The 17,811-nt window shown below is 63.9% G+C and carries 18 protein-coding genes; 11 read left to right on the forward strand and 7 right to left on the reverse strand.

Annotated elements, in window-relative coordinates:
• The first annotated feature begins 56 nt into the window (after window positions 1-56).
• Entirely contained in the window at window positions 57-872 is an 816-nt protein-coding gene (locus G9463_RS11320) for an AAA family ATPase (protein WP_165896758.1), read from the forward strand.
• Between the two features lie 67 nt (window positions 873-939).
• Here the strand turns inward: G9463_RS11320 and G9463_RS11325 are convergent, their stop codons facing one another.
• Window positions 940-1,626 carry a helix-turn-helix domain-containing protein gene (locus tag G9463_RS11325; protein WP_004964511.1) on the reverse strand — a complete coding sequence of 229 codons (687 nt, stop codon included), beginning with the start codon at window positions 1,624-1,626 and terminating at the stop codon, window positions 940-942.
• A gap of 132 nt (window positions 1,627-1,758) precedes the next feature.
• Between G9463_RS11325 and G9463_RS11330 the strand changes: the two genes are divergently transcribed.
• The gene (locus G9463_RS11330) at window positions 1,759-2,550 is read left to right on the forward strand and encodes an alpha/beta fold hydrolase (RefSeq protein ID WP_165896759.1); all 792 of its coding nucleotides are present in this window, start codon (window positions 1,759-1,761) and stop codon (window positions 2,548-2,550) included.
• A gap of 64 nt (window positions 2,551-2,614) precedes the next feature.
• Here G9463_RS11330 and argS read toward each other — a convergent pair whose 3' ends face one another.
• Both argS and G9463_RS11340 read right to left on the reverse strand, forming a co-directional pair.
• The gene (gene argS / locus G9463_RS11335) at window positions 2,615-4,354 is read right to left on the reverse strand and encodes an arginine--tRNA ligase (RefSeq protein ID WP_165896760.1); all 1,740 of its coding nucleotides are present in this window, start codon (window positions 4,352-4,354) and stop codon (window positions 2,615-2,617) included.
• Window positions 4,355-4,487: 133 nt separating this feature from the next.
• On the reverse strand, window positions 4,488-6,254 hold the full coding sequence (locus G9463_RS11340; RefSeq protein ID WP_165896761.1) for a site-2 protease family protein: 1,767 nt from the start codon (window positions 6,252-6,254) through the stop codon (window positions 4,488-4,490).
• A gap of 103 nt (window positions 6,255-6,357) precedes the next feature.
• Between G9463_RS11340 and G9463_RS11345 the strand changes: the two genes are divergently transcribed.
• Both G9463_RS11345 and G9463_RS11350 read left to right on the forward strand, forming a co-directional pair.
• Window positions 6,358-7,254, forward strand: coding sequence for a universal stress protein (locus G9463_RS11345; protein WP_007189213.1), 897 nt, complete (start codon window positions 6,358-6,360; stop codon window positions 7,252-7,254).
• A 61-nt stretch (window positions 7,255-7,315) separates the two neighbouring features.
• On the forward strand, window positions 7,316-7,492 hold the full coding sequence (locus G9463_RS11350) for a hypothetical protein (protein WP_007189212.1): 177 nt from the start codon (window positions 7,316-7,318) through the stop codon (window positions 7,490-7,492).
• Between the two features lie 50 nt (window positions 7,493-7,542).
• On the opposite strand, the gene lysS is transcribed toward G9463_RS11350, so the two are convergent.
• A complete protein-coding gene (lysS, locus tag G9463_RS11355) occupies window positions 7,543-9,180 on the reverse strand; it encodes a lysine--tRNA ligase (RefSeq protein ID WP_165896762.1) in 1,638 nt (545 codons plus the stop codon).
• Complete coding sequence (gene pyrH, locus G9463_RS11360; protein WP_011224653.1) at window positions 9,181-9,867, reverse strand: UMP kinase; 687 nt, start codon at window positions 9,865-9,867, stop codon at window positions 9,181-9,183.
• A 420-nt stretch (window positions 9,868-10,287) separates the two neighbouring features.
• On the opposite strand from pyrH, the gene G9463_RS11365 reads away from it, so the two are divergent.
• Both G9463_RS11365 and G9463_RS11370 read left to right on the forward strand, forming a co-directional pair.
• Window positions 10,288-10,536 carry a hypothetical protein gene (locus G9463_RS11365; protein WP_004518404.1) on the forward strand — a complete coding sequence of 83 codons (249 nt, stop codon included), beginning with the start codon at window positions 10,288-10,290 and terminating at the stop codon, window positions 10,534-10,536.
• A gap of 95 nt (window positions 10,537-10,631) precedes the next feature.
• Window positions 10,632-11,879 carry a site-2 protease family protein gene (locus G9463_RS11370; protein ID WP_165896763.1) on the forward strand — a complete coding sequence of 416 codons (1,248 nt, stop codon included), beginning with the start codon at window positions 10,632-10,634 and terminating at the stop codon, window positions 11,877-11,879.
• Between the two features lie 28 nt (window positions 11,880-11,907).
• Here the strand turns inward: G9463_RS11370 and thiL are convergent, their stop codons facing one another.
• The gene (thiL, locus tag G9463_RS11375) at window positions 11,908-12,774 is read right to left on the reverse strand and encodes a thiamine-phosphate kinase (protein WP_165896764.1); all 867 of its coding nucleotides are present in this window, start codon (window positions 12,772-12,774) and stop codon (window positions 11,908-11,910) included.
• A 96-nt stretch (window positions 12,775-12,870) separates the two neighbouring features.
• On the opposite strand from thiL, the gene G9463_RS11380 reads away from it, so the two are divergent.
• The 4 genes from G9463_RS11380 to G9463_RS11395 all read left to right on the forward strand — a co-directional run bounded on the left by G9463_RS11380 (window position 12,871) and on the right by G9463_RS11395 (window position 15,530).
• Window positions 12,871-13,905 (forward strand): lysylphosphatidylglycerol synthase transmembrane domain-containing protein, encoded by a 1,035-nt coding sequence (locus G9463_RS11380; RefSeq protein WP_127013712.1) that lies wholly within the window; start codon window positions 12,871-12,873, stop codon window positions 13,903-13,905.
• Between the two features lie 115 nt (window positions 13,906-14,020).
• Window positions 14,021-14,482 (forward strand): 30S ribosomal protein S19e, encoded by a 462-nt coding sequence (locus tag G9463_RS11385; protein ID WP_004964492.1) that lies wholly within the window; start codon window positions 14,021-14,023, stop codon window positions 14,480-14,482.
• 85 nt (window positions 14,483-14,567) lie between these two features.
• Window positions 14,568-14,912, forward strand: a complete 345-nt coding sequence (locus G9463_RS11390; protein WP_004518409.1) for a DNA-binding protein — start codon at window positions 14,568-14,570, stop codon at window positions 14,910-14,912.
• Window positions 14,913-15,530 carry an alpha hydrolase gene (locus G9463_RS11395; RefSeq protein ID WP_121303857.1) on the forward strand — a complete coding sequence of 206 codons (618 nt, stop codon included), beginning with the start codon at window positions 14,913-14,915 and terminating at the stop codon, window positions 15,528-15,530.
• Window positions 15,531-15,566: 36 nt separating this feature from the next.
• Here the strand turns inward: G9463_RS11395 and G9463_RS11400 are convergent, their stop codons facing one another.
• The gene (locus G9463_RS11400) at window positions 15,567-16,232 is read right to left on the reverse strand and encodes an ATPase domain-containing protein (protein ID WP_165896765.1); all 666 of its coding nucleotides are present in this window, start codon (window positions 16,230-16,232) and stop codon (window positions 15,567-15,569) included.
• Window positions 16,233-16,487: 255 nt separating this feature from the next.
• Between G9463_RS11400 and hisS the strand changes: the two genes are divergently transcribed.
• On the forward strand, window positions 16,488-17,795 hold the full coding sequence (gene hisS, locus G9463_RS11405; RefSeq protein ID WP_165896766.1) for a histidine--tRNA ligase: 1,308 nt from the start codon (window positions 16,488-16,490) through the stop codon (window positions 17,793-17,795).
• Window positions 17,796-17,811: the final 16 nt, after the last annotated feature.

Consider the following 17,811-nt stretch of genomic DNA (forward strand, 5'->3'; position numbering starts at 1 on the left):
GATGGATGACAATCGAATTTATATGACTGCCTGCATTGTACCCAAGCAATCAGACTATGGCGGGGTATGTGTGTACGATTGCAGGCGGCAAGGGCGGCGTCGGGAAGACGACGACCGCGGTAAATCTCGGGGCCGTCTTGCAGGAGATGGACTACGACGTGGCCGTCGTCGACGCAGATCTGGGGATGGCGAATCTCGGCTCGATGCTCTCCGTGGAGCCCGAAAAGAGCCTCCACGAGATTCTGGCTGGCGAGGCTGCGGTGAGTGAGGCTCTGACTGATGCCCCGGGTGGGCTCACGGTGATTCCGGGCGAACAGTCCCTTGAGGCGTTTGCGGACGCTGACCCCGCAAAGCTCAGGAAAGTCATCAAGACGCTCCGAAATGCCTACGACGTGGTGCTGATTGACACCGGGGCTGGACTGAGCCACGAAGTCGCCGTGCCGCTGGGACTGGCTGACGGCATCGTCCTCGTCACGACCCCCGATGACGTTGCGGTGGGCGATACAGTCAAAACAGCCCAGCTAGCGGACCGCATTGACGGGACCGTTCTCGGCTCAATCATCAACCGCGCGACCCGCCACACTGATGTCGCGTCCATCGCCGAGCAGATGGAGTTCCCGCTGCTTGCGGTCATCCCGGATGACCCGCAGGCGACGACCGAGGAGCCGCTCGTACTCAACGCCCCTGAGAGCACGGCTGCCGATGCCTATCAGCGACTGTCCGAGGCGCTGGAAGGCGTGTTCTTCCACGGCGAAAGCCCCGAACGGGATATCGAGACAATACTTGACGACGAGTGGTTCATTGAAGACACCGAGGACCACTCCGATGCCGACGACGAGGACTCTGGCGGCGTGTTTGGCCTGTTTAACTGATATTTTTGCACCCGCCTGCTGTTCCGGTCGCAGTCCGCCGCCCCGACCGCATTTCACTGCCTCTAGATCATTCTGGAAGCGGCGGCCACAGCGTCGCGACCGTTTCCTGAATGAGCTGGGTCTGTGCCCGGCGCAGTCGCTCTGAGAGTGACGACGCAGAAATGTCCAGTTCCGTCGCCACTGCGTCCAGTGATGCACGTCGCGGGATTTCGAAATGCCCCATCTCGTACGCCGTCCGTAGCGCCTCCAGTTGTCGGTCAGTGAGCCCGTTCCCGGGTGACTTCGGCTCCGCATCCCGAGTCAGCCGCTCCAGTCTGAACTCCGCGTTCCGTTGCCAGAACGAGGAAAAATCGGTGAACGCCGCCCGGTCGGCGAACCAGCCCATTTGCTCCCAGCCGTCCGCAGTCACAGTTATCTGTTCGATTATGGCGTCTGCCGTGGCGAGGGCTTCGAGTCCGTCGAGGTCGTCGATCTGGCCGCCAAGCTGCTCCTCGAAGCTCAGCGCCGGCACTGCCTGATACCGGCGGGTGTCGCCGGCCGTCCCGATTTGCGTCCACTCCTGAATGTCGTCGGCGTTAGTGAGTGCCCGCTCGACAGCCTGCTCGGTGCCACCTGTCACGGTTACAATAAACAGCGGCCGCCGGCCGTGGTTGTACTGGAGGGAAAGGACAATCGACGCTTCGGGGACTGTCGCTGCAACCGACACGAGCGGCAACGCATCACAGTGTATCTGAAACTCCGCAATGAGCCCCATACACTGTTGCTCTTTGCGAGGCTGAAGCCCCTGTCGGAACAGCGCGTCTGCCCCTGCTGACATCCTCCCCTTTTAAACGGCCCAACCACTGAGAGAACGGCTTAGCCCGACTGCGCTCGACCGTACAGTTGTATGCAGCCGACACAGTCTGCAGACGCGATCGAAGTCGAGTTCGAGCGCTACGGTGACGGCCAGCCCCTGCTCCTCCTGCACGGCGGGATGGCTCCCCGAGAGTACTGGCGACCGGTCATATCGGTCTCTGAGGGATACGGCGCTGTCGTCCCCCAGCGACCGGGGTTCGGCACCTGTCTCGACTCCCCCGCAGAGACGAGCGCTGACGAGGTGCTGGACCGCGAGGTCAGGTATGTTCAGGCGCTTGTCGACGCTGTCGATGGCGACCCAATCCTGTTCGGCCACTCGTACGGCGCACTCACCGCTATCGAGGCCGCGACGGGTACGTCGGTCGAGGCAGTTATCGCGTACGAACCGGCGGTACTTCCCGCCGAGTACCGGGCCGACGCTGACCTCGCTGACCGAATGGCATCGCTCGTACAGGATGGAAAGCGAGAGGAAGCGGTGAAACGCTACATCGAACAGGTCCTTCACCCAGATGGTATCGAGGACCTCGACGCCTGGCTTGCGGAGTGGCCTGTCTGGCCCGACTGTGTGGCCCTCGCCGAGGAGGTCGTCCGGATGAATCGGTCCGTCGAACAGTACCGGCTCCCAGACTGCCTCGACGTTGACGTACCCACTCTCGTTCTGTCCGGCACCGACGGGCCGGACTTCCTTCGACAGAGTGCACGGGACGTTCACGACGCACTGCCACAGAGTCGATTCGTTGAGTTCGATGGAGTCAGTCACAGCGGCCCCGCCGAGGCACCTGAACTAATCGCAGCAGAAGTCGACGCGTTCCGCAAAACGTAGCCCGGCCAGCCGGACCGGTTCTCTACTCGTCGCTTGTCACACCGGATACCCGAAACTGCCGCGCCTACATCGAGGTCGGTGCTTCGACGCCCAGTGCGTCCAGCGCGTTCGCAATCGTCGTTCGGGTCCCGTCGACGAGCGCCAGCCGCGCAGCGCGGGTCTCTGGGTCGGCATCGAGGACCGGGCACTCCCGGTAGAAGGCGTTGAACGTCTCGGCGAGGTCGCGGGTGTAGGTGGCGACGGTGTGGGGCGTCAGGTCGTCCGCGGCCGCCTCGATGACGGCAGGGAACCGGGCCAGTTCGCGGAGCAGGTCGCGCTCTTCCGGTTCCGACAGCGGGTCGAGGTCGGGTTCGTCAGGGATGTCGGTTTCCACGTCGCCCAGGATGCCACAGCAACGCGCGTGGACGTACTGAACGTATGGCGCGGACTGGGCCTCGAAGTCCAGCGCGCGGTCCCACTCGAAGGTGATGCCTTTGGTCGGCTGTTTCGAAACGATGTCATAGCGTACCGCGCCAATACCGACTTGGCGGGCGATGCGGTCGATGTCGTCTTCGTCAAGGTCTCCCCGGGTTCGGTCGTCCAGCCGGGACTCGACCTCCTCCCGTGCGCGGTCGATCGCTTCATCCAGCAGGTCGTCGAGGTCGATGCCGGTCCCCTCACGCGTGCTCATCCCGCCTTCCGGGAGGTTCACCCAAGAGTAAAACACCTGCCGGAGCTGGTCGGTGTCGTTGTCGAGCAGCTCGAGGGCTGCTGCGAGCTGGTCGGCCTGTAGCTTGTGGTCCTCGCCCAGCACTGTGACGGCACGGTCGTAGGTGTCGAACTTCCACTCGTGGTGAGCCAGGTCCCGAGTCGTGTACAGTGAGGTCCCATCGGAGCGCAGGAACACGAGATTCTTCTCGAAATCGGGCAGGTCCAGCTGCCAGGCATCCTCCTCGTAGACGGCGCAGTCGAGCCCCTTCAGGCGGTCGACCAGGTCGTCCGTGTCGCCGTTGCGCATGAACTTCGTCTCCTTGACGAACTCGTCAAACTCCGCCGGGAGGCGACCGAGTGTGTCCTGCATCCCACCCAGCACAGTGTCGACGACCTCGGCGACGCGTTCGTACGTCTCTTCGTCGCCGTCTTCGAGGCCCTGCAAAATCGACTGGACCTCGGCCTCCGCCGCCTCGACTTCGTCGGGGTCGCCATCTTCGAGGACGGTGTTGCCCTTGCGGTAGTACCGGACCATCTCGTACTCCGGGGACTCCCGCTCAGGTTCGGGCAGGTCATCCTCGTCAAAGGTCTCGTACGCCCAGGTGAACACCGCAATCTGTCGGCCCGCGTCGTTGACGTAGTAGTGGCGGTCGACGTCGTAGCCGGCGTAATCAAGCACGCGAGCAACGGCATCGCCGATGATAGGGTTGCGTGCCCGCCCGACGTGGACTGGGCCAGTCGGGTTCGCGGACGTGTGCTCGACGACAACGCTGGTGTCGCGGTCGGGAAGCCGGCCAAACCCGCTCTCTGTGACTGACTGCAGGGTCTCGGCGAAGTATGCTTCGCTCGGGAGGAAATTGACGTACGGCCCCTGTGTCGTCACGTCGCTAACGTAGGTGAGGTCATCGACGGCAATTGTGTCGGCGATGTCGCTGGCGACGTTCGGCGGCGCGGTACCGACCTCGCCGGCCAGCCGGAAGGCGACGCTCGACGCTAGCACGGCGTCGACATCCTCCGGTGGCTCCTCGATACCGAGGTCCTCGGCCGGCAGGTCGAGGGTTGTGAGTGCGTCGGCGAGGGCGTCCTCGACCTCCGCACGGAGCTGCAGGAACATACGCCCGGATTTCGCGGCGGAGAGTAAATGGGTAACGAAACCCCGACCGCCACAGACGGTCCGGCCGACTCCACAGCCACAGCAACCGCCGCTATTCAGGCGAGTGTCGGAGAAACTGGGACAGCAGTCCGTCTCAGGTCAGGAGCCGCGGACCAAACACCATCAACAGAAGGCCGCTGATCATCGATACCGTAATCGCGATCGAGACGGCCGTCGTCACCCGTCGCCCGTCCGAAACGGGCAGCCGCGAAACGAACGATTCGGTTGACGCCCGAAGAATGTGGCCGCCGTCGAGTGGGAACGTCGGAATGAGGTTGAACTGGCCGATGACGAGGTTGATCCAGCCGGTCCAGAAGAGGACGTTCGCAAGCAGGAACACCGGCGTCGTTCCGAGCGCCCCGAGCGGGCCCTGGACAGTGTAGAAGTTCGTCGCAATGCCGGTGAAGCCGGCGAAGTTATAGCCGAAGCCGCCGGCGACGCCGATGAACGGGAGCAAGAGCGTGCTGAAAATCCGCTGGGCGAACGAGAACTCGGAGACCGACGTTGGTGCGTCCGGCGAGCCGCCGATGAATTCGAGGAACGCGGCCGCGGGGTAAGCGTCGATACCGAAGTCACTGACCTGAATGCCACTGATACCCTGCTGGATGCTAACGCCGATGATGCCGTTGTCGACCTGCTCGCTTTCGGCCATCGTCACTTCGTAGGTCTCGCGGGAGCCGTCGGCGTAGCCGGTGACGGTCACCTCGTCACCGGGTTCACCGCCTTCAAGCGTCTGTATCAGTGCCGCCCCGCTGTGTGTTCGTTCCCCGTTGACCGCGGTGATAATCATGCCCTCGCCGCTCGGTGCCCCCTCTCCGGCGAGCGGGCCGTCTTCAGCGACCAGCACGTACGCGCCGAGCGGGGTCGTGACTGTCTCCCCAGACTCGGTTTCGAGCGTCGCTACGGGGTGGTCTTGGGCCGCCTGTTCGAATTCACTGCGGGTTGCTACTGCGGTCCCGTTGACAGAGACAATCGTCTCCCCAGTTCCAAGTGACGCGCTCTGAAGGGCCGCAGAGACGACGACGGACCGTTCGACGGTGACGGTGTCGGCATCCTTGCGCGCCACTTCGACAGTCTGTGCGTCGCTTTCGGCGAGCACTGATTCGAGTGCCTGCTGGTTCTCGACCGACTGGCCGTTGACCGCCGTGATGACATCACCCGACTCGATACCCGCATCGGCGGCGGGGGTTCCGTTGATGGGGCTCCCGACCGGCACGCCGTCAACGACGGCGACAGCGCCAGCGACCGGTCCAAACAGCAACAGGAGCGTGATGATAGCGAGTGCGAAGTTGTTCGTCACGCCGGCCGTGTACATCCGGGTCTGGGAGCCACGGTCGGTGCGGAGGAGTTCATCTTCGTCGGGTTCGACGAACGCCCCAATCGGAATAATCGCCAGCAGGGCAAGCCCCATTGACTCGATATCGATGTCTTCGACGCGACAGAAGAGTCCGTGGCCGCCCTCGTGGACGACGAGGCCGAGCAACAATCCGAGCACGATTTCCGGGGCGACCGACAGCGGGAGGAAGTCATTGACGCCGGGAATCGCCAGTGCGTTCCGCGGTTCGTTCAGTGCGGAGGGCTGTGGGTTGACGAGCGCCTGGTAGGCTCCGAGCGCAACGAGGAGGAACGAGCCGACCATCACGACGAGGCCGAACCCGACGCCGAGGTTCCCCCAGGCCCGCCAGAACCGCTTTGGCCGTGCGAGCCAGTCGAGCACAGCTTTGCCCTTCTGTGTGTGAATCGTCGTAATCGGGCCGCTAAAACGAATATACTCGGGGACAACGCCGCGAGTCCGGAGCGCCATCGCGAGGAGGGTGTAGGCGACAAGGCCCGCGAGGACCCACGTCAGCGTACTCACCATTTATCTGAAAATAGGCGTAGCCAAGCAAGAGGGTTTGGTTTGGGTCACACTGCTGGCCCACAGCAGCCAACGGTGAAGTGACCCCGCCGCAAACGACAACGCAATGTACGACCATATTCTGGTTCCCGTCGATGGGAGCGACGAAGCCACGGCAGCCGCACGACGTGGCCTCGCACTGGCAAAGGATTTCGACGCAACGGCTGAAGCGGTCTATGTCGTCGAGCAGCGCGCGCTCGCACTCACGCGAACAGACCGCGAGAGCGCCCGTCTCCGGGAACACGGCGAGTCAGTCCTCGCGGAGATCGAGTCACTCGCCGCCGACATTGGTCAGTCCGTCACGACGGAACTGCTAGAAGGGAAACCAAGTGCGCGGATAGACGAATACGCTCGTGAAACCGACGCAGGACTCATTGTCCTTGGCCGACAGGGGATGACCGGTCTCGGGAAGCGACTACTCGGCGGCGTCACCGAGCAGGTCTTGCACCGAACTGCCGTGCCCGTGTTCGTCGTTTCGGCGGAGAAGCAGGCTGACAGGGACGAATTCGATTACTCGCGGCTACTCGTCACAACCGATGGGAGCGAGAACGCTGACACGGCGACACGACACGCCGCGGCGGTAGCAGACAGATACGACGCGCTAGTACACGTGCTCAATGTCGTTGATATCCAGGCCGCTGGCGGAGCGTTCAACGCTGGCGGGTTGAACGAGACGTTCATCGAACGACTGGAGGCGAATGGACGCGACGCCGTCGCAACAACCGCCGACGAACTTCGGACGGCGGCCCCGGACATCTCGGTTGAAACGGCCGTGGAACAGACGACCTCGCTTGACGGCGTTGCCGCCGGCATCCAAGAGTACGTCTCCGACAATGACATTGACTTCGTCGTGATGGCGTCACACGGCCGTTCGAACCTGAAACGCCAGTTGCTCGGTAGCGTTACGTCGCAACTGCTCCGAACCGTCGATGTCCCTGTGCTGGTGACGCCCCGTTCGAACTGAGGGGTGGACGAACCACCCGTTCTATGTAGTGTGGAAACATAGTACAATGAGGTGCCGGACAATGCCAGAAACCTGCGGTATCTGTGGCGAGACGGTCCCTTTTGACGCTACCGTCCACGCGATGATTCACACGCACAGCGAGACGGGCGTCATCGACGCGTACGTCTGTCAGGACTGCTACGACGAGCAGCTCGGACCGATGTTCGAGCGGGTCGACACGCAGGAACAGTCACCCTGAAGACACCCTTCAACAGGGTGTTACGGACGGGTAGGCCCCTCCTACCCGGATTACTCGTTGCGACGGAAACGCTCCACGACGAACTCCCGGTCAAGTTTCGCGATGAACGTCCCGAGCTGTGGGCCTTCGGTGTCGTCGAACAGCAGCCGGTAGCCGGCCGAGAAGAACTCGCTGATGTCGATGTCGTTTCGCTTTGCCGTCTCGTAGATTTCCGACTGGATTGCCTCGCCGTCGTGGCCTTCGGCGATGAAATCGGCCAGTTCATCCAGTGCGGCCGCCGTTGCGTCGTCGAATGAGACCTCGGGTATCTCGGCGCGCTTGAGTTCGTAGTTGAATTCGTTGTTCGTCAGGCTGGCCCACTCTTGGGCTCGCTCGACGCGGGCAAGCGCCTGCTCGACGGCCCACTCCGGCGCATCGTCCGGGATATGGCCTTCTTTCCGGGCGATCTGCTCCCGGAGCGCCGGGTCGTCGGTCATCCCGAGCACGGCCGCAAATGTGTAGGGAATCCGTATCCGCTGTTCGCGTGGGTCGTCCACGACCATCGGATAGGCTCGCTCTGCAAGTTCGGCGTCGTCCTCGCTGGCTTCGATTTCTTCGAAATATCGCCGTTCGAACCGGTCGAACTCGTCGACGAGCTGGTCGATATTCTCGACGGAGAAGTCCCGCTGTTTCCGCGGGTCCTTCACAAAGAAGTACTTGAACACCTCCGGTTCGAGGATGTCCAGCACTTCGTCGACGGTGATGACGTTGCCGGAGGAAGAGGAGAGCGGTTCGCCGTCGAGGGTGAACCACTCGTACACCATCGGGACCGGCGGCTGGATGTCCAGCACGTTCTCAGCGACATCCTCACCTGATGGCCAGGAGCCCTCGGCGTGGTCCTTGCCGAAGGGCTCGAAGTCGACGCCCAGAATCTCCCACTGAGCGGGCCACTCGAACCGCCACGGAAGCTTTCCGTCCCGGAGCGTCGCCGTGCCTTCGTGGCCACAGCCATCAATGGTCTGGTCGCCGGCCTCGACGTCTTCACAGATGTATTCGACTTCGCCGGCGTCGAGGTCGACCGCGGTGACGCCCTCAGTAATCTTCCCACACTCGGCACACTGGGGCAGGAACGGGACGTAGTCGTCGTCGACCTTGTTCTGATACTCCGCGAGCACGTCACGGGCCCGGTCGGCGCGTTCGAGCACCCGGCGCGTGACTGCTTCGAACTCGCTGTCGGCGTACAGCTCGGTGTTCGAGACGAACTCCACGTCGACGCCGACCAGCTCGGCGCTTTTCTGCAGGAGCGCCGTGAAGTGGGCGCCGTAAGAATCACAGCAGCCGAATGGGTCCGGAATATCCGTGTATGGCTTCCCGAGGTTCCGCCCGAGTGCGCCGGCGTCGACTTCCCCGAGGCCGACGATGTTCCAGTCGAGGTCGGCGAGCTGGCGGGGGACCGCCCGCAGCCGGTCCTTGTCGTCGGCGGTGAACACCTGTCGAACCTCGTGACCGCGGTCCCGCAGGGCCTCGGCGACGTAGTAGCCCCGCATTATCTCGTTGAAGTGACCGATGTGGGGGACGCCAGACGGGGAGACGCCGCCCTTAATGACGATTGGTTCGTCGGGGTCTCGTGCCTCGATGGCGTCGGCGACGGAGTCGGCCCAGAACGCCCGGGAACCGCCGCGGCCGACCTCGTAGGGGTCTTCCGCCATCTATGCCTCCGGAAGGATTTCGGACCCGTCGAACTCGCCGTCTTCGACTGCGCGCACGACACGTTCGGGATCAGTGCCGTCGAGCACCATCGTCCGGATGCCGGACCGCTGGATGATTTTCGCGGCTAGCAGGTCGACCGGTGCGCTGCTGCCGGCGTCCATCTCGATGTCGGCGATCACGTCGACGAGTTCGTCCGCGCCGAGTTCGTCGAACCGCGTCGCGTCGTCGTCCTCGTTCGGGTCGGCGTTGTAGACGCCCGGAACCGATGTTGCGTACACGAGCAGGTCAGCGCCGACGTACTCCGCGAAGGCGGCCGCCACGGCGTCGGTGGTCTGTGCGGCGACGATGCCACCGAGAACGGGGATATCCCCGCGACGGATGGCTTCCCGGCCCTCGTCGTAGCTTTCAGCGGGTGTCGGCGCGGCACGGTCGTCTAGAGCGGCGATCAGCAGTCGGCCGTTCAGCCGCGTGACGGCGATGCCGAGCTGGTCGAGTTCGATCTCGTTCGCGCCCAGATCCCGAGCGCTGCCGATGTAATCACGTGCTGTCGGGCCACCGCCGACAACGGTCCCGAGCGTGTGCCCCTGTGCATCGAGCGACTGGATGGCGTCGGCGTAGTCGGCGACCCGGTCCGCGTCGAGGTCCGGGGCCAGTACGCTTCCGCCAATGGAGACGACGACTTTCATTAGCCCGCCGTAACCGCGATGCACTCTTAAGGGTTGTCAAGGCCACTGACTGCTGTCTCTCTAGTCCGCCCTTTCTGGTGCCCACAGTGACTGCTGTCGGTCGCGTACCGGTGGGAATGTCTGTATGACGTGTGCCCGACGTGCTGACGCACGTCTGACGGTTCTGACACTCTACCGGTGAAATATGCCGTTTACCGGCCTTCCCAGAGGGTGATATCTCTCTTTCACAGACCGTTCAAAGCACCACGGAACTAGTGCCAATCCATTGGCTAAGAAAGCTTTGTAAAACGTCTAAAGAAATCTGAAACGGTTATAAAAAATGCGTTTTAGCTCGATTTGTCCTGAAAGTGACCGAAGTGACCTGAAGGTTCCTTCCTTTATATACTCTCGGCGGGGTTACGAGAAAGTGAGGTGACAAAGATGAGCGCTACCGCAACGCCCTCCGGCGAGGAAGAGCCCTCCAAAGAAGAGCGACTGAAGTCGTTCCTCGCAGAGAAGGCCAGTGACGGCGAGATGTATTTCAAGAGCAAGTTCATCGCTGATGAAGTCGGTCTCTCCCCCAAAGAGATCGGTGCCCTAATGGTCAAGCTCAAGGACAGCGCGTCCGAGATTAATGTCGAAAAGTGGTCGTACACGAGCGCGACCACCTGGCGTATTGAGCCGGCGTAGGCGACTGGTCCCCGCGTACAGTTTTTGCACGGAGTACCTGCTAGCTGTGCGATCGTTCGCGGAGTATTTGTGCCCGCATCGTTTACGAGCAGTTGATGAGTGGCTCCGCCGCGGACCCGCCGTCGCCTGACCGATTGGCCGGCGTGTTCTCCGTCTCGTCAGTGCGGCGGACGGACGGAACTGTCCAGTATCTCGGCAACCCACTAGTGCCACCGGATGCCGTCGCTGAGCAACTCAGGCCGGTGTTCCGACAGCGGGGCTACGACGTTCGGCTCGAAGAACTTGGTCCCGAATCGGCTACTGGGACTACTGTGACGAGCAACGGTGGGACTACCGTTGTCGACGACCCGGGCGCCAATGACTCGATTGCTCCCGGTGGCGCGGTGAACACGCGCCCGGGCCAGTACGCACTGGTGGCGGAGCCTGTCGGTACGGACACCGGCGGCGTTCCGTGGCTCAACATCGGGCTGTTGCTCGCGACTATCGCGTCGACCCTCTATGTCGGGGCGAGCGCCTGGTACTATATCCCGGTCGCTGAGAACCCACTTCGCGTGTTCGAAGCTTGGCCGTTCATGGTCGCGATGCTCGGTGTGCTCGGTATCCACGAACTGGGTCACTACGCCGCGGCCCGCTATCACGGCGTCGACGTGACGCTCCCGTATTTCATCCCATTCCCGTCGTATCTCGGCACGATGGGGGCGGTCATCAACATTCGCGGACGCATCCCCGACCGGACGGCGCTGTTCGATATCGGCGTGGCCGGCCCGCTTGCCGGCCTCGTTGCGACAACAATCGTCACGGTCATCGGCCTCTCGATAGACCCGATTACCGTCCCGGAACGCGTGGCAAACAGCGACACCGGCGTCATCATCACGTTCAACTATCCACTCCTGTTTCAGGCGCTGGAAGCTCTGGTGAACGCGCTGGGGCTCGGAACCGAGGTCGGCCCCGGCGAGTCAGTCCACCCCATCGTGTTCGCCGGCTGGGCCGGGATGTTCTTCACGTTCCTGAATCTGCTTCCGGTGGGGCAACTTGACGGCGGTCACATCGTGCGGTCCATCGTCGGACGTCGTCAGGAAACCATCGCCGCCGCGGTGCCTGGCGCGTTGTTCGCACTCGCCGGCTACCTGTACTTTACCCGCGACCCCCCGCCGGTCGGCTTCGGCGTCTGGGGCCTGTGGGTGTTCTGGGGTCTGTTCGCCACCGGGCTCGCGTACGCCGGTCCGGCCCGCCCGACCGTGGATACGACGCTGGACCGATGGCGAGCGCTGCTTGGCCTGTTTACATTCCTGCTGGGAATCGCCTGTTTCACGCCGGTTCCGTTCGAGATCAGCGCGGTCTAACTGTCAGGCGGTGTCGCTGTGGCTGTTCTCAGTGTGAGTACCCTTGGTCCGGAAGCGGCTCGCCATTGAGCGTCACGCCGTCCTCGGTGACCGTTCCGATCCGGTGGAGCGGGCACGGCGTGGCCTCTCTGGCTTCGAGCACGTCGGATTCAGGCAGCGTACACACCAGCTCGAAGTCCTCACCGAAGAACACACCCAGATCTCTGCGCTCCTGCTCCGTCTCCGCGAACGTGTCGACCTGCGGGTCTATCGGCAGTGGCGCTTCGATAGCGAAGCCACAGCCGCTGGCCTCGGCTAGCTGGTGCAGCGAGCGGGCCAGCCCGTCGCTCGAATCCATCATCGCTGTCGCGTGCGGTCGGAGCGCGACGCCCGCACTGACGCGAGGCTCGAACTGGAATAGCTCGTTCGCCCGGTCGGTGTCGCCACGGTCGAACAGTTTGAGGGCGGCGGCTGACCGGCCGAGCGTTCCGGTGACACAGACCGCGTCGCCGGGCGAAGCGCCCGAGCGACGAACCGGCTCAGCTGCGGAGCCGATGGCCGTCGACGCGACGGTGAACTCGTCGTGGCTATCCAGGTCGCCGCCGACGTACTCCGCGCCGACCGCGTGACACACGTCCTGTGCGCCGTCGACGAACGCCGCGAGTTCGTCCGCGTCGAACGACGGCGCGCCGTACGCGGCCACCGCCGCCGTTGCCTCGGCCCCCATCGCCGCAACGTCCGACAGCGAGGCGGCGACGGCCCGCCAGCCCGCCGTGTAGCGGCTCGTCCCCGCCGGGAAGTCCGTCCGCTCGTGGAGCATATCGGTCGTGATGACTTGCCCGTCCACGACGGCGCAGTCGTCGCCTGCGTCGGGAAGTCGGTCGGCGAGGTCAGCGAGTGCGGCCCGCTCGTCCATACCCCGTCGTCGGGTTCCCGGGGCAAAACCCCCGCGGATATCCGCCGGCGAGACAGGGTCGGTGGGTTGAAATCGGAGACTGCCAATCCCATCCACATGGATGGGAACCGGGTGGCGACGGTCGTCGGGTTCGCGGCAGCGCTCGCCGTCCTCTCGGGGCTGGTGTGGCTTGTCGGCATCGGCGAGACGCTGGACGCGCTTACGACGGCGGACCCAGGGGCGCTTCTCGCCGTCGCAGGCATCGCCATACTGTGGCTCGTCTCGTGGGGGCTAGCGCTGTGGACGGTTCTTCAGGCGCTTGGCGCGCCAGTGGCGCCACGCACCGCCGTCCTCGTGTTCGTCGCCGCCGTGTTCTCGAACAACGTCACGCCCTTCGGGCAAGCCGGTGGCGAGCCAGTGAGCGCGTTGCTCATTTCGACGGCTGCCGACACCGAGTACGAGACCGGGCTGGCGGCCATCGCCACCGTCGACACGGTCCATTTCCTGCCGTCAGTCGGGTACGCCATCGTCGGCTTCACCTTCGTCGCAGCCGGTGCGGTCCAGTTGACCCGGAACCTGGCGTTTGCCGCCGGTGCTGTCGCGGTGCTCGCGGTCGGCATCCCCACTGCTGCTGTCCTTGGCTGGCGACACCGAGACCGGGTTCAGGCGCTGGTCATTCGCGGTGTCTCACCGGCTCTGACCGCGCTGTCGAACGTCGTGCCCCGATGGTCACCGCCGTCCGCAGAAAACATCGAGGCACGAATCGAGGGGTTCTTTTCCGCCATCGAGCGCATCGCGACCGACCGGCGGACGGTCCTCCAGACCTTTGGGCTCTCAGCGTTTGGCTGGGTCTGCCTGTCGGCGTCGCTGTGGACGTCGCTGTACGCCGTTGGGGCACCAGTCCCGGTCGAGGTCGTCCTGCTTGTCGTCCCTGTCGGGAGCATCGCCAGTGTCGTACCGCTTCCCGGCGGGTCTGGGGCTATCGAGACGGTGCTCGTGACGCTGCTGGTCTCGACAGCCCCGGTTTCGGCCGCCCTCGCCACCTCTGCGGTGCTGATCCACCGCGTTGGGAGCTACCTGCTGCCGACTGTTATCGGCGGCGGTGTCGCCGCTGCACTCGGCGTCGACCGGGCCGCGTCGCCAGAGGAGTGACCCTCGCGACTCCTGATGGGAGTGGGAGCATTGCTGCCCTGTGGGCGAGTGAACGGTTCACGCCCGCCGACTGCGAACGACGCGTTTAAATGACGGCGACGGAAAGAAATCTGCAATGGCTACACTCTACGACGTTCCCCCCGAGGAACTCATCGAGGCACTCACGGAGACGCTCGCAGACGAAGACGACATCGAAGCGCCGGACTGGGCCGAGTTCACCAAGACCGGTGTCGACCGCGAACTCCCTCCTGAGCAGGAGGACTTCTGGACGCGACGGGCCGCCAGCCTCCTCCGAAAGGTCGCCGTCGACGGTCCTGTCGGCGTTAACGCCCTCCGCTCCGAGTACGGTACATCGAAGCAGGGGACGACCCGCTACCGCGTCCGCCCCCACCAGAAGACCAAGGGCTCGGGCAACATCATCCGGACGGCGCTCCAGCAGCTCGAAGACGCCGGCTACGTCGAGACCAGCGAAAACGACGGCCGCCGTGTCACGGGTGACGGTCGCAGCCTCCTTGATGACACCGCAGGTGACCTCCTGACGGAACTCGACCGTCCGGAACTCGAACGCTACGCGTAACTGGCGCCTTTCTCGCTGTTTTTCTCGTTCCGTAGCCCCTGCTCCGAAATCGTTTTCCGACCGACACCAGTACGTTGATACAACTATGAGTGGCGACCCCAGCGAGGAAGAACTTGAAGAGCTCCGAAAAAAGAAGATGGAGCAGCTCAAGGAACAGCAGGGCGGCGAGGGCGAGGGCCAGGAGGCCGCGCAACAACAGGCTGAAGCCCAGAAACAGGCCGTCCTCAAACAGAACCTTACTGACGGCGCACGTAAGCGGCTCAACACGGTCAAGATGTCGAAACCGCAGGTTGGCGAACAGATCGAACAGCAAGTCGTCGCGCTGGCACGTAGCGGTCGCGTGCAGGGCCAGATCGACGAGGACCAGATGAAAGAACTCCTCTCGGAGCTGACGCCCGACTCCAAGAGCTTCGATATCAAGCGCCGGTAGATGCACTGTGCTCTGTTGTACAGCGGCGGAAAAGACTCGACGCTGGCGGCGCTTTTGCTTGACCCCTTTTATGACGTGACGCTCGTCAGCGGCTCTTTCGGCGTCCGTGACACCGACCCTGCACAGGAGAGCGCAACAGCCGTCGGCTTCGATCACGTGACGGTCGATCTGGACCCGGACGTGGCCCACGACGCCGTCAAGCAGATGTTCGATGACGGCTACCCGCGAAATGGCATCCAGCGGGTCCACGAGCACGCCGTCGAAACCGTCGCCCGCGCCGACTGGGTCGCCGATGCCGACGGTCTCGATACACTCGACGCCGTGGCTGACGGCACCCGCCGCGACGACCGGGTGCCGACGGTGGACCGCCCGCTCGCCCAGAGCATCGAGGACCGTTTCGACGTGGACTACCTCGCGCCGCTTGCGGGCATCGGTCGCGGTGCTATCGACGCGATGGCCGCCGACCGCCTCGTCGTCGAGAGCGGCCCTAGCGCCGAGATTCCGAAGGCCGACTACGAGGTCGAACTCCGCGAACTCCTGCGGAAGCGCTACGGCGAGGGTGCCGTGGCTGACGTGTTCCCCGAGCACACGCAGTCCCGCGTCCAGGGCCTGCGATAGCCGCTGGCGGTTCGAGTCTGCGGTGTGCCCGTCAAACTAAGCAATATCCCGGGTGGTGTCCACGCTGATGCGGTCAGTGAGGTCGAGGCATATCGGTTCAGTGAGCGCGCGGCCCCCGCGGAACTTCGGGATAAAGAGCCTGTTTTCGATGGCGTCGTCGCGTCGCTTCGTTTCGAGGTCGAGCACGACGTCGCTCGTGTACTCCGTTCGGTGTCGTTGCGACGGCGTCCTGTCGTGTTTGAGCGCGTACAGGACCGCGGCGCTGTCTGTCTGTGTGAGTCTGGCCTGCAGCGTTTCAAGGAAGGCCCGAAACTCTCCTTTGTTTGCGCGTTCGAGCGGTTCGACCGGGTCGACGACGAGGAGCGACCCTTCGGTGAGTTCCTCGACGTGGGCGAGCGCATCGCTGACCGGGGCCTCCCGGTCCAGTTGGCTGACTGCGAGATCGTCGTAGGACCCTCGCTGTGACCGCAGCGCCGACGTGACCGTCGTGGGTGCCTGCTCGCCGGAGAGATACACCGTTTCCTGCCGGGCGACGAACTCGGAGAGGAACAGCTCCGCCTGGCTCGCCGGTTCGGCAAGCAGTGTGACGAGGCTTCCAGTCGGAATGCCGCCGTTGAGCTTCCGGTCTAGTGCTCGAACCCCCGTCTCGAATCGTTGTGTCACTGTCTCACCCCGCGATGTCCCCACCGATTCACTGCCCATCCCATACAGCCACACTCGGTGGAGCGTCTCTTTGTTGTCCGTTCTCTAATACGGGCCATTCACCGCATAGTCAGCCTCTAGCTCGCTTACCGCCAGCGTCTGCTAGCCATGCCCGCCCCTCCTCACAGTCCATTGGCAGAGACAGTCGTGACAGACAGTTTAGCCACTCTCTACCGGGCGGTACCGGCCCATGGTTCGTGGGTCTGGTCAGCGTGAACGAACAGGTTCAAGCGCGCCCTTGCTGTAGACGCGGACATGTACGACTCCGTCAAGGGCTTTCGTGATTTCTACCCCGAGGAGATGCAGGCTCGGCGGTGGGCCATGGACACGCTGGAAGACGTCGCACAGCGCTACGGCTTCCGGGAGATCGGCACGCCGGCCTTGGAGCCGACCGAGATGTACGTCGACAAGAGCGGCGAGGAGATCGTCGAGGAGCTGTACAGCTTCGAGGACAAGGGCGGGCGCGAGGTCGCGCTCACGCCGGAGCTAACGCCGACCGTTGCGCGGATGTTTGTCGCCAAGCAACAGGAGCTCTCGAAGCCGATCAAGTGGGTATCGACGCGGCCGTTCTGGCGCTACGAGGAGCCCCAGCAAGGGCGGTTCCGGGAGTTCTACCAGACCAACGTCGACATCTTCGGGTCGGCGGAGCCGACGGCCGACGCCGAGATTCTGGCCGTTGCCGTGGATATGCTCACTGACCTCGGGCTAACGGGCGAGGACTTCGAGATCCGCGTCTCCCACCGGGACATCCTCGCTGGCGTGCTGGAGTCCTTTGGGGCCGACGTGGACGTGCCCGAGGCGATACGCGCGGTCGACAAGCGGGCGAAGGTCGACCACGACGACTACCTCGATGCGCTCGTCGAAGCGGGGCTCAACTACGGGCAGGCCGACAAGTTCGACGAGATGCTGCAGATCGACGCCGAGGAAATCGACGCGCTCGCGGACCTCACTGGCTCCGAGGATGTCCGCGAGGCGACCGACAACCTTCAGGCAGTGCTCGACGCGGCCGAGGACTTCGGCGTCCGCGAGCACCTCACCGTCTCGTTGACGACCGCGCGCGGGCTGGACTACTACACCGGCGTCGTCTTCGAGTGCTTCGATTCGACGGGCGAGGTGTCCCGCTCGGTGTTTGGCGGCGGCCGCTACGACGATCTCATCGAGGGCTTCGGCGGCCAGCCGACGCCGGCCGTCGGCTTCGCGCCCGGCCATGCCACGCTCCAACTCCTCTGCCAGCGCGCCGGCGTCTGGCCCGCCGAGGAGCTGTCGACGGACTACTACGTCCTGCAGGTCGGCGACACGCGCCCGACCGCGGCCCGCATCGCTCGTGACCTGCGCGAGCGGGGTCACGTCGTCGAGAGCGACGTTGCCGACCGCTCGTTCGGCGCGCAGATGGGGTACGCAGACGGCATCAACGCCGAGACGGTCGTCATCGTCGGCGAGCAGGACCTGGAAAACGACGAAGTGACGCTCAAGGAGATGGAGGACGGCGAGCAGGTCAGCGTCCCGCTCTCGGCGTTCCCCGGCGACTACGACCGGCCGACGTTCGAGGACTTCGCAGAGTAACACGGCTGAGCGGCCG

The organism is Haloarcula sp. JP-Z28, assembly GCF_011440255.1.
Classification (GTDB): domain Archaea; phylum Halobacteriota; class Halobacteria; order Halobacteriales; family Haloarculaceae; genus Haloarcula; species Haloarcula marismortui.

What these genes read in the sequence shown, in the direction of transcription:
- G9463_RS11320 (WP_165896758.1), top strand. Translation starts at nt 57, where the DNA reads ATGGCGGGGTATGTGTGTACGATTGCAGGCGGCAAGGGCGGCGTCGGG.
- G9463_RS11325 (WP_004964511.1), bottom strand. Translation starts at nt 1,626, where the DNA reads ATGGGGCTCATTGCGGAGTTTCAGATACACTGTGATGCGTTGCCGCTC.
- G9463_RS11330 (WP_165896759.1), top strand. Translation starts at nt 1,759, where the DNA reads ATGCAGCCGACACAGTCTGCAGACGCGATCGAAGTCGAGTTCGAGCGC.
- argS (WP_165896760.1), bottom strand. Translation starts at nt 4,354, where the DNA reads ATGTTCCTGCAGCTCCGTGCGGAGGTCGAGGACGCCCTCGCCGACGCA.
- G9463_RS11340 (WP_165896761.1), bottom strand. Translation starts at nt 6,254, where the DNA reads ATGGTGAGTACGCTGACGTGGGTCCTCGCGGGCCTTGTCGCCTACACC.
- G9463_RS11345 (WP_007189213.1), top strand. Translation starts at nt 6,358, where the DNA reads ATGTACGACCATATTCTGGTTCCCGTCGATGGGAGCGACGAAGCCACG.
- G9463_RS11350 (WP_007189212.1), top strand. Translation starts at nt 7,316, where the DNA reads ATGCCAGAAACCTGCGGTATCTGTGGCGAGACGGTCCCTTTTGACGCT.
- lysS (WP_165896762.1), bottom strand. Translation starts at nt 9,180, where the DNA reads ATGGCGGAAGACCCCTACGAGGTCGGCCGCGGCGGTTCCCGGGCGTTC.
- pyrH (WP_011224653.1), bottom strand. Translation starts at nt 9,867, where the DNA reads ATGAAAGTCGTCGTCTCCATTGGCGGAAGCGTACTGGCCCCGGACCTC.
- G9463_RS11365 (WP_004518404.1), top strand. Translation starts at nt 10,288, where the DNA reads ATGAGCGCTACCGCAACGCCCTCCGGCGAGGAAGAGCCCTCCAAAGAA.
- G9463_RS11370 (WP_165896763.1), top strand. Translation starts at nt 10,632, where the DNA reads ATGAGTGGCTCCGCCGCGGACCCGCCGTCGCCTGACCGATTGGCCGGC.
- thiL (WP_165896764.1), bottom strand. Translation starts at nt 12,774, where the DNA reads ATGGACGAGCGGGCCGCACTCGCTGACCTCGCCGACCGACTTCCCGAC.
- G9463_RS11380 (WP_127013712.1), top strand. Translation starts at nt 12,871, where the DNA reads ATGGATGGGAACCGGGTGGCGACGGTCGTCGGGTTCGCGGCAGCGCTC.
- G9463_RS11385 (WP_004964492.1), top strand. Translation starts at nt 14,021, where the DNA reads ATGGCTACACTCTACGACGTTCCCCCCGAGGAACTCATCGAGGCACTC.
- G9463_RS11390 (WP_004518409.1), top strand. Translation starts at nt 14,568, where the DNA reads ATGAGTGGCGACCCCAGCGAGGAAGAACTTGAAGAGCTCCGAAAAAAG.
- G9463_RS11395 (WP_121303857.1), top strand. Translation starts at nt 14,913, where the DNA reads ATGCACTGTGCTCTGTTGTACAGCGGCGGAAAAGACTCGACGCTGGCG.
- G9463_RS11400 (WP_165896765.1), bottom strand. Translation starts at nt 16,232, where the DNA reads ATGGGCAGTGAATCGGTGGGGACATCGCGGGGTGAGACAGTGACACAA.
- hisS (WP_165896766.1), top strand. Translation starts at nt 16,488, where the DNA reads ATGTACGACTCCGTCAAGGGCTTTCGTGATTTCTACCCCGAGGAGATG.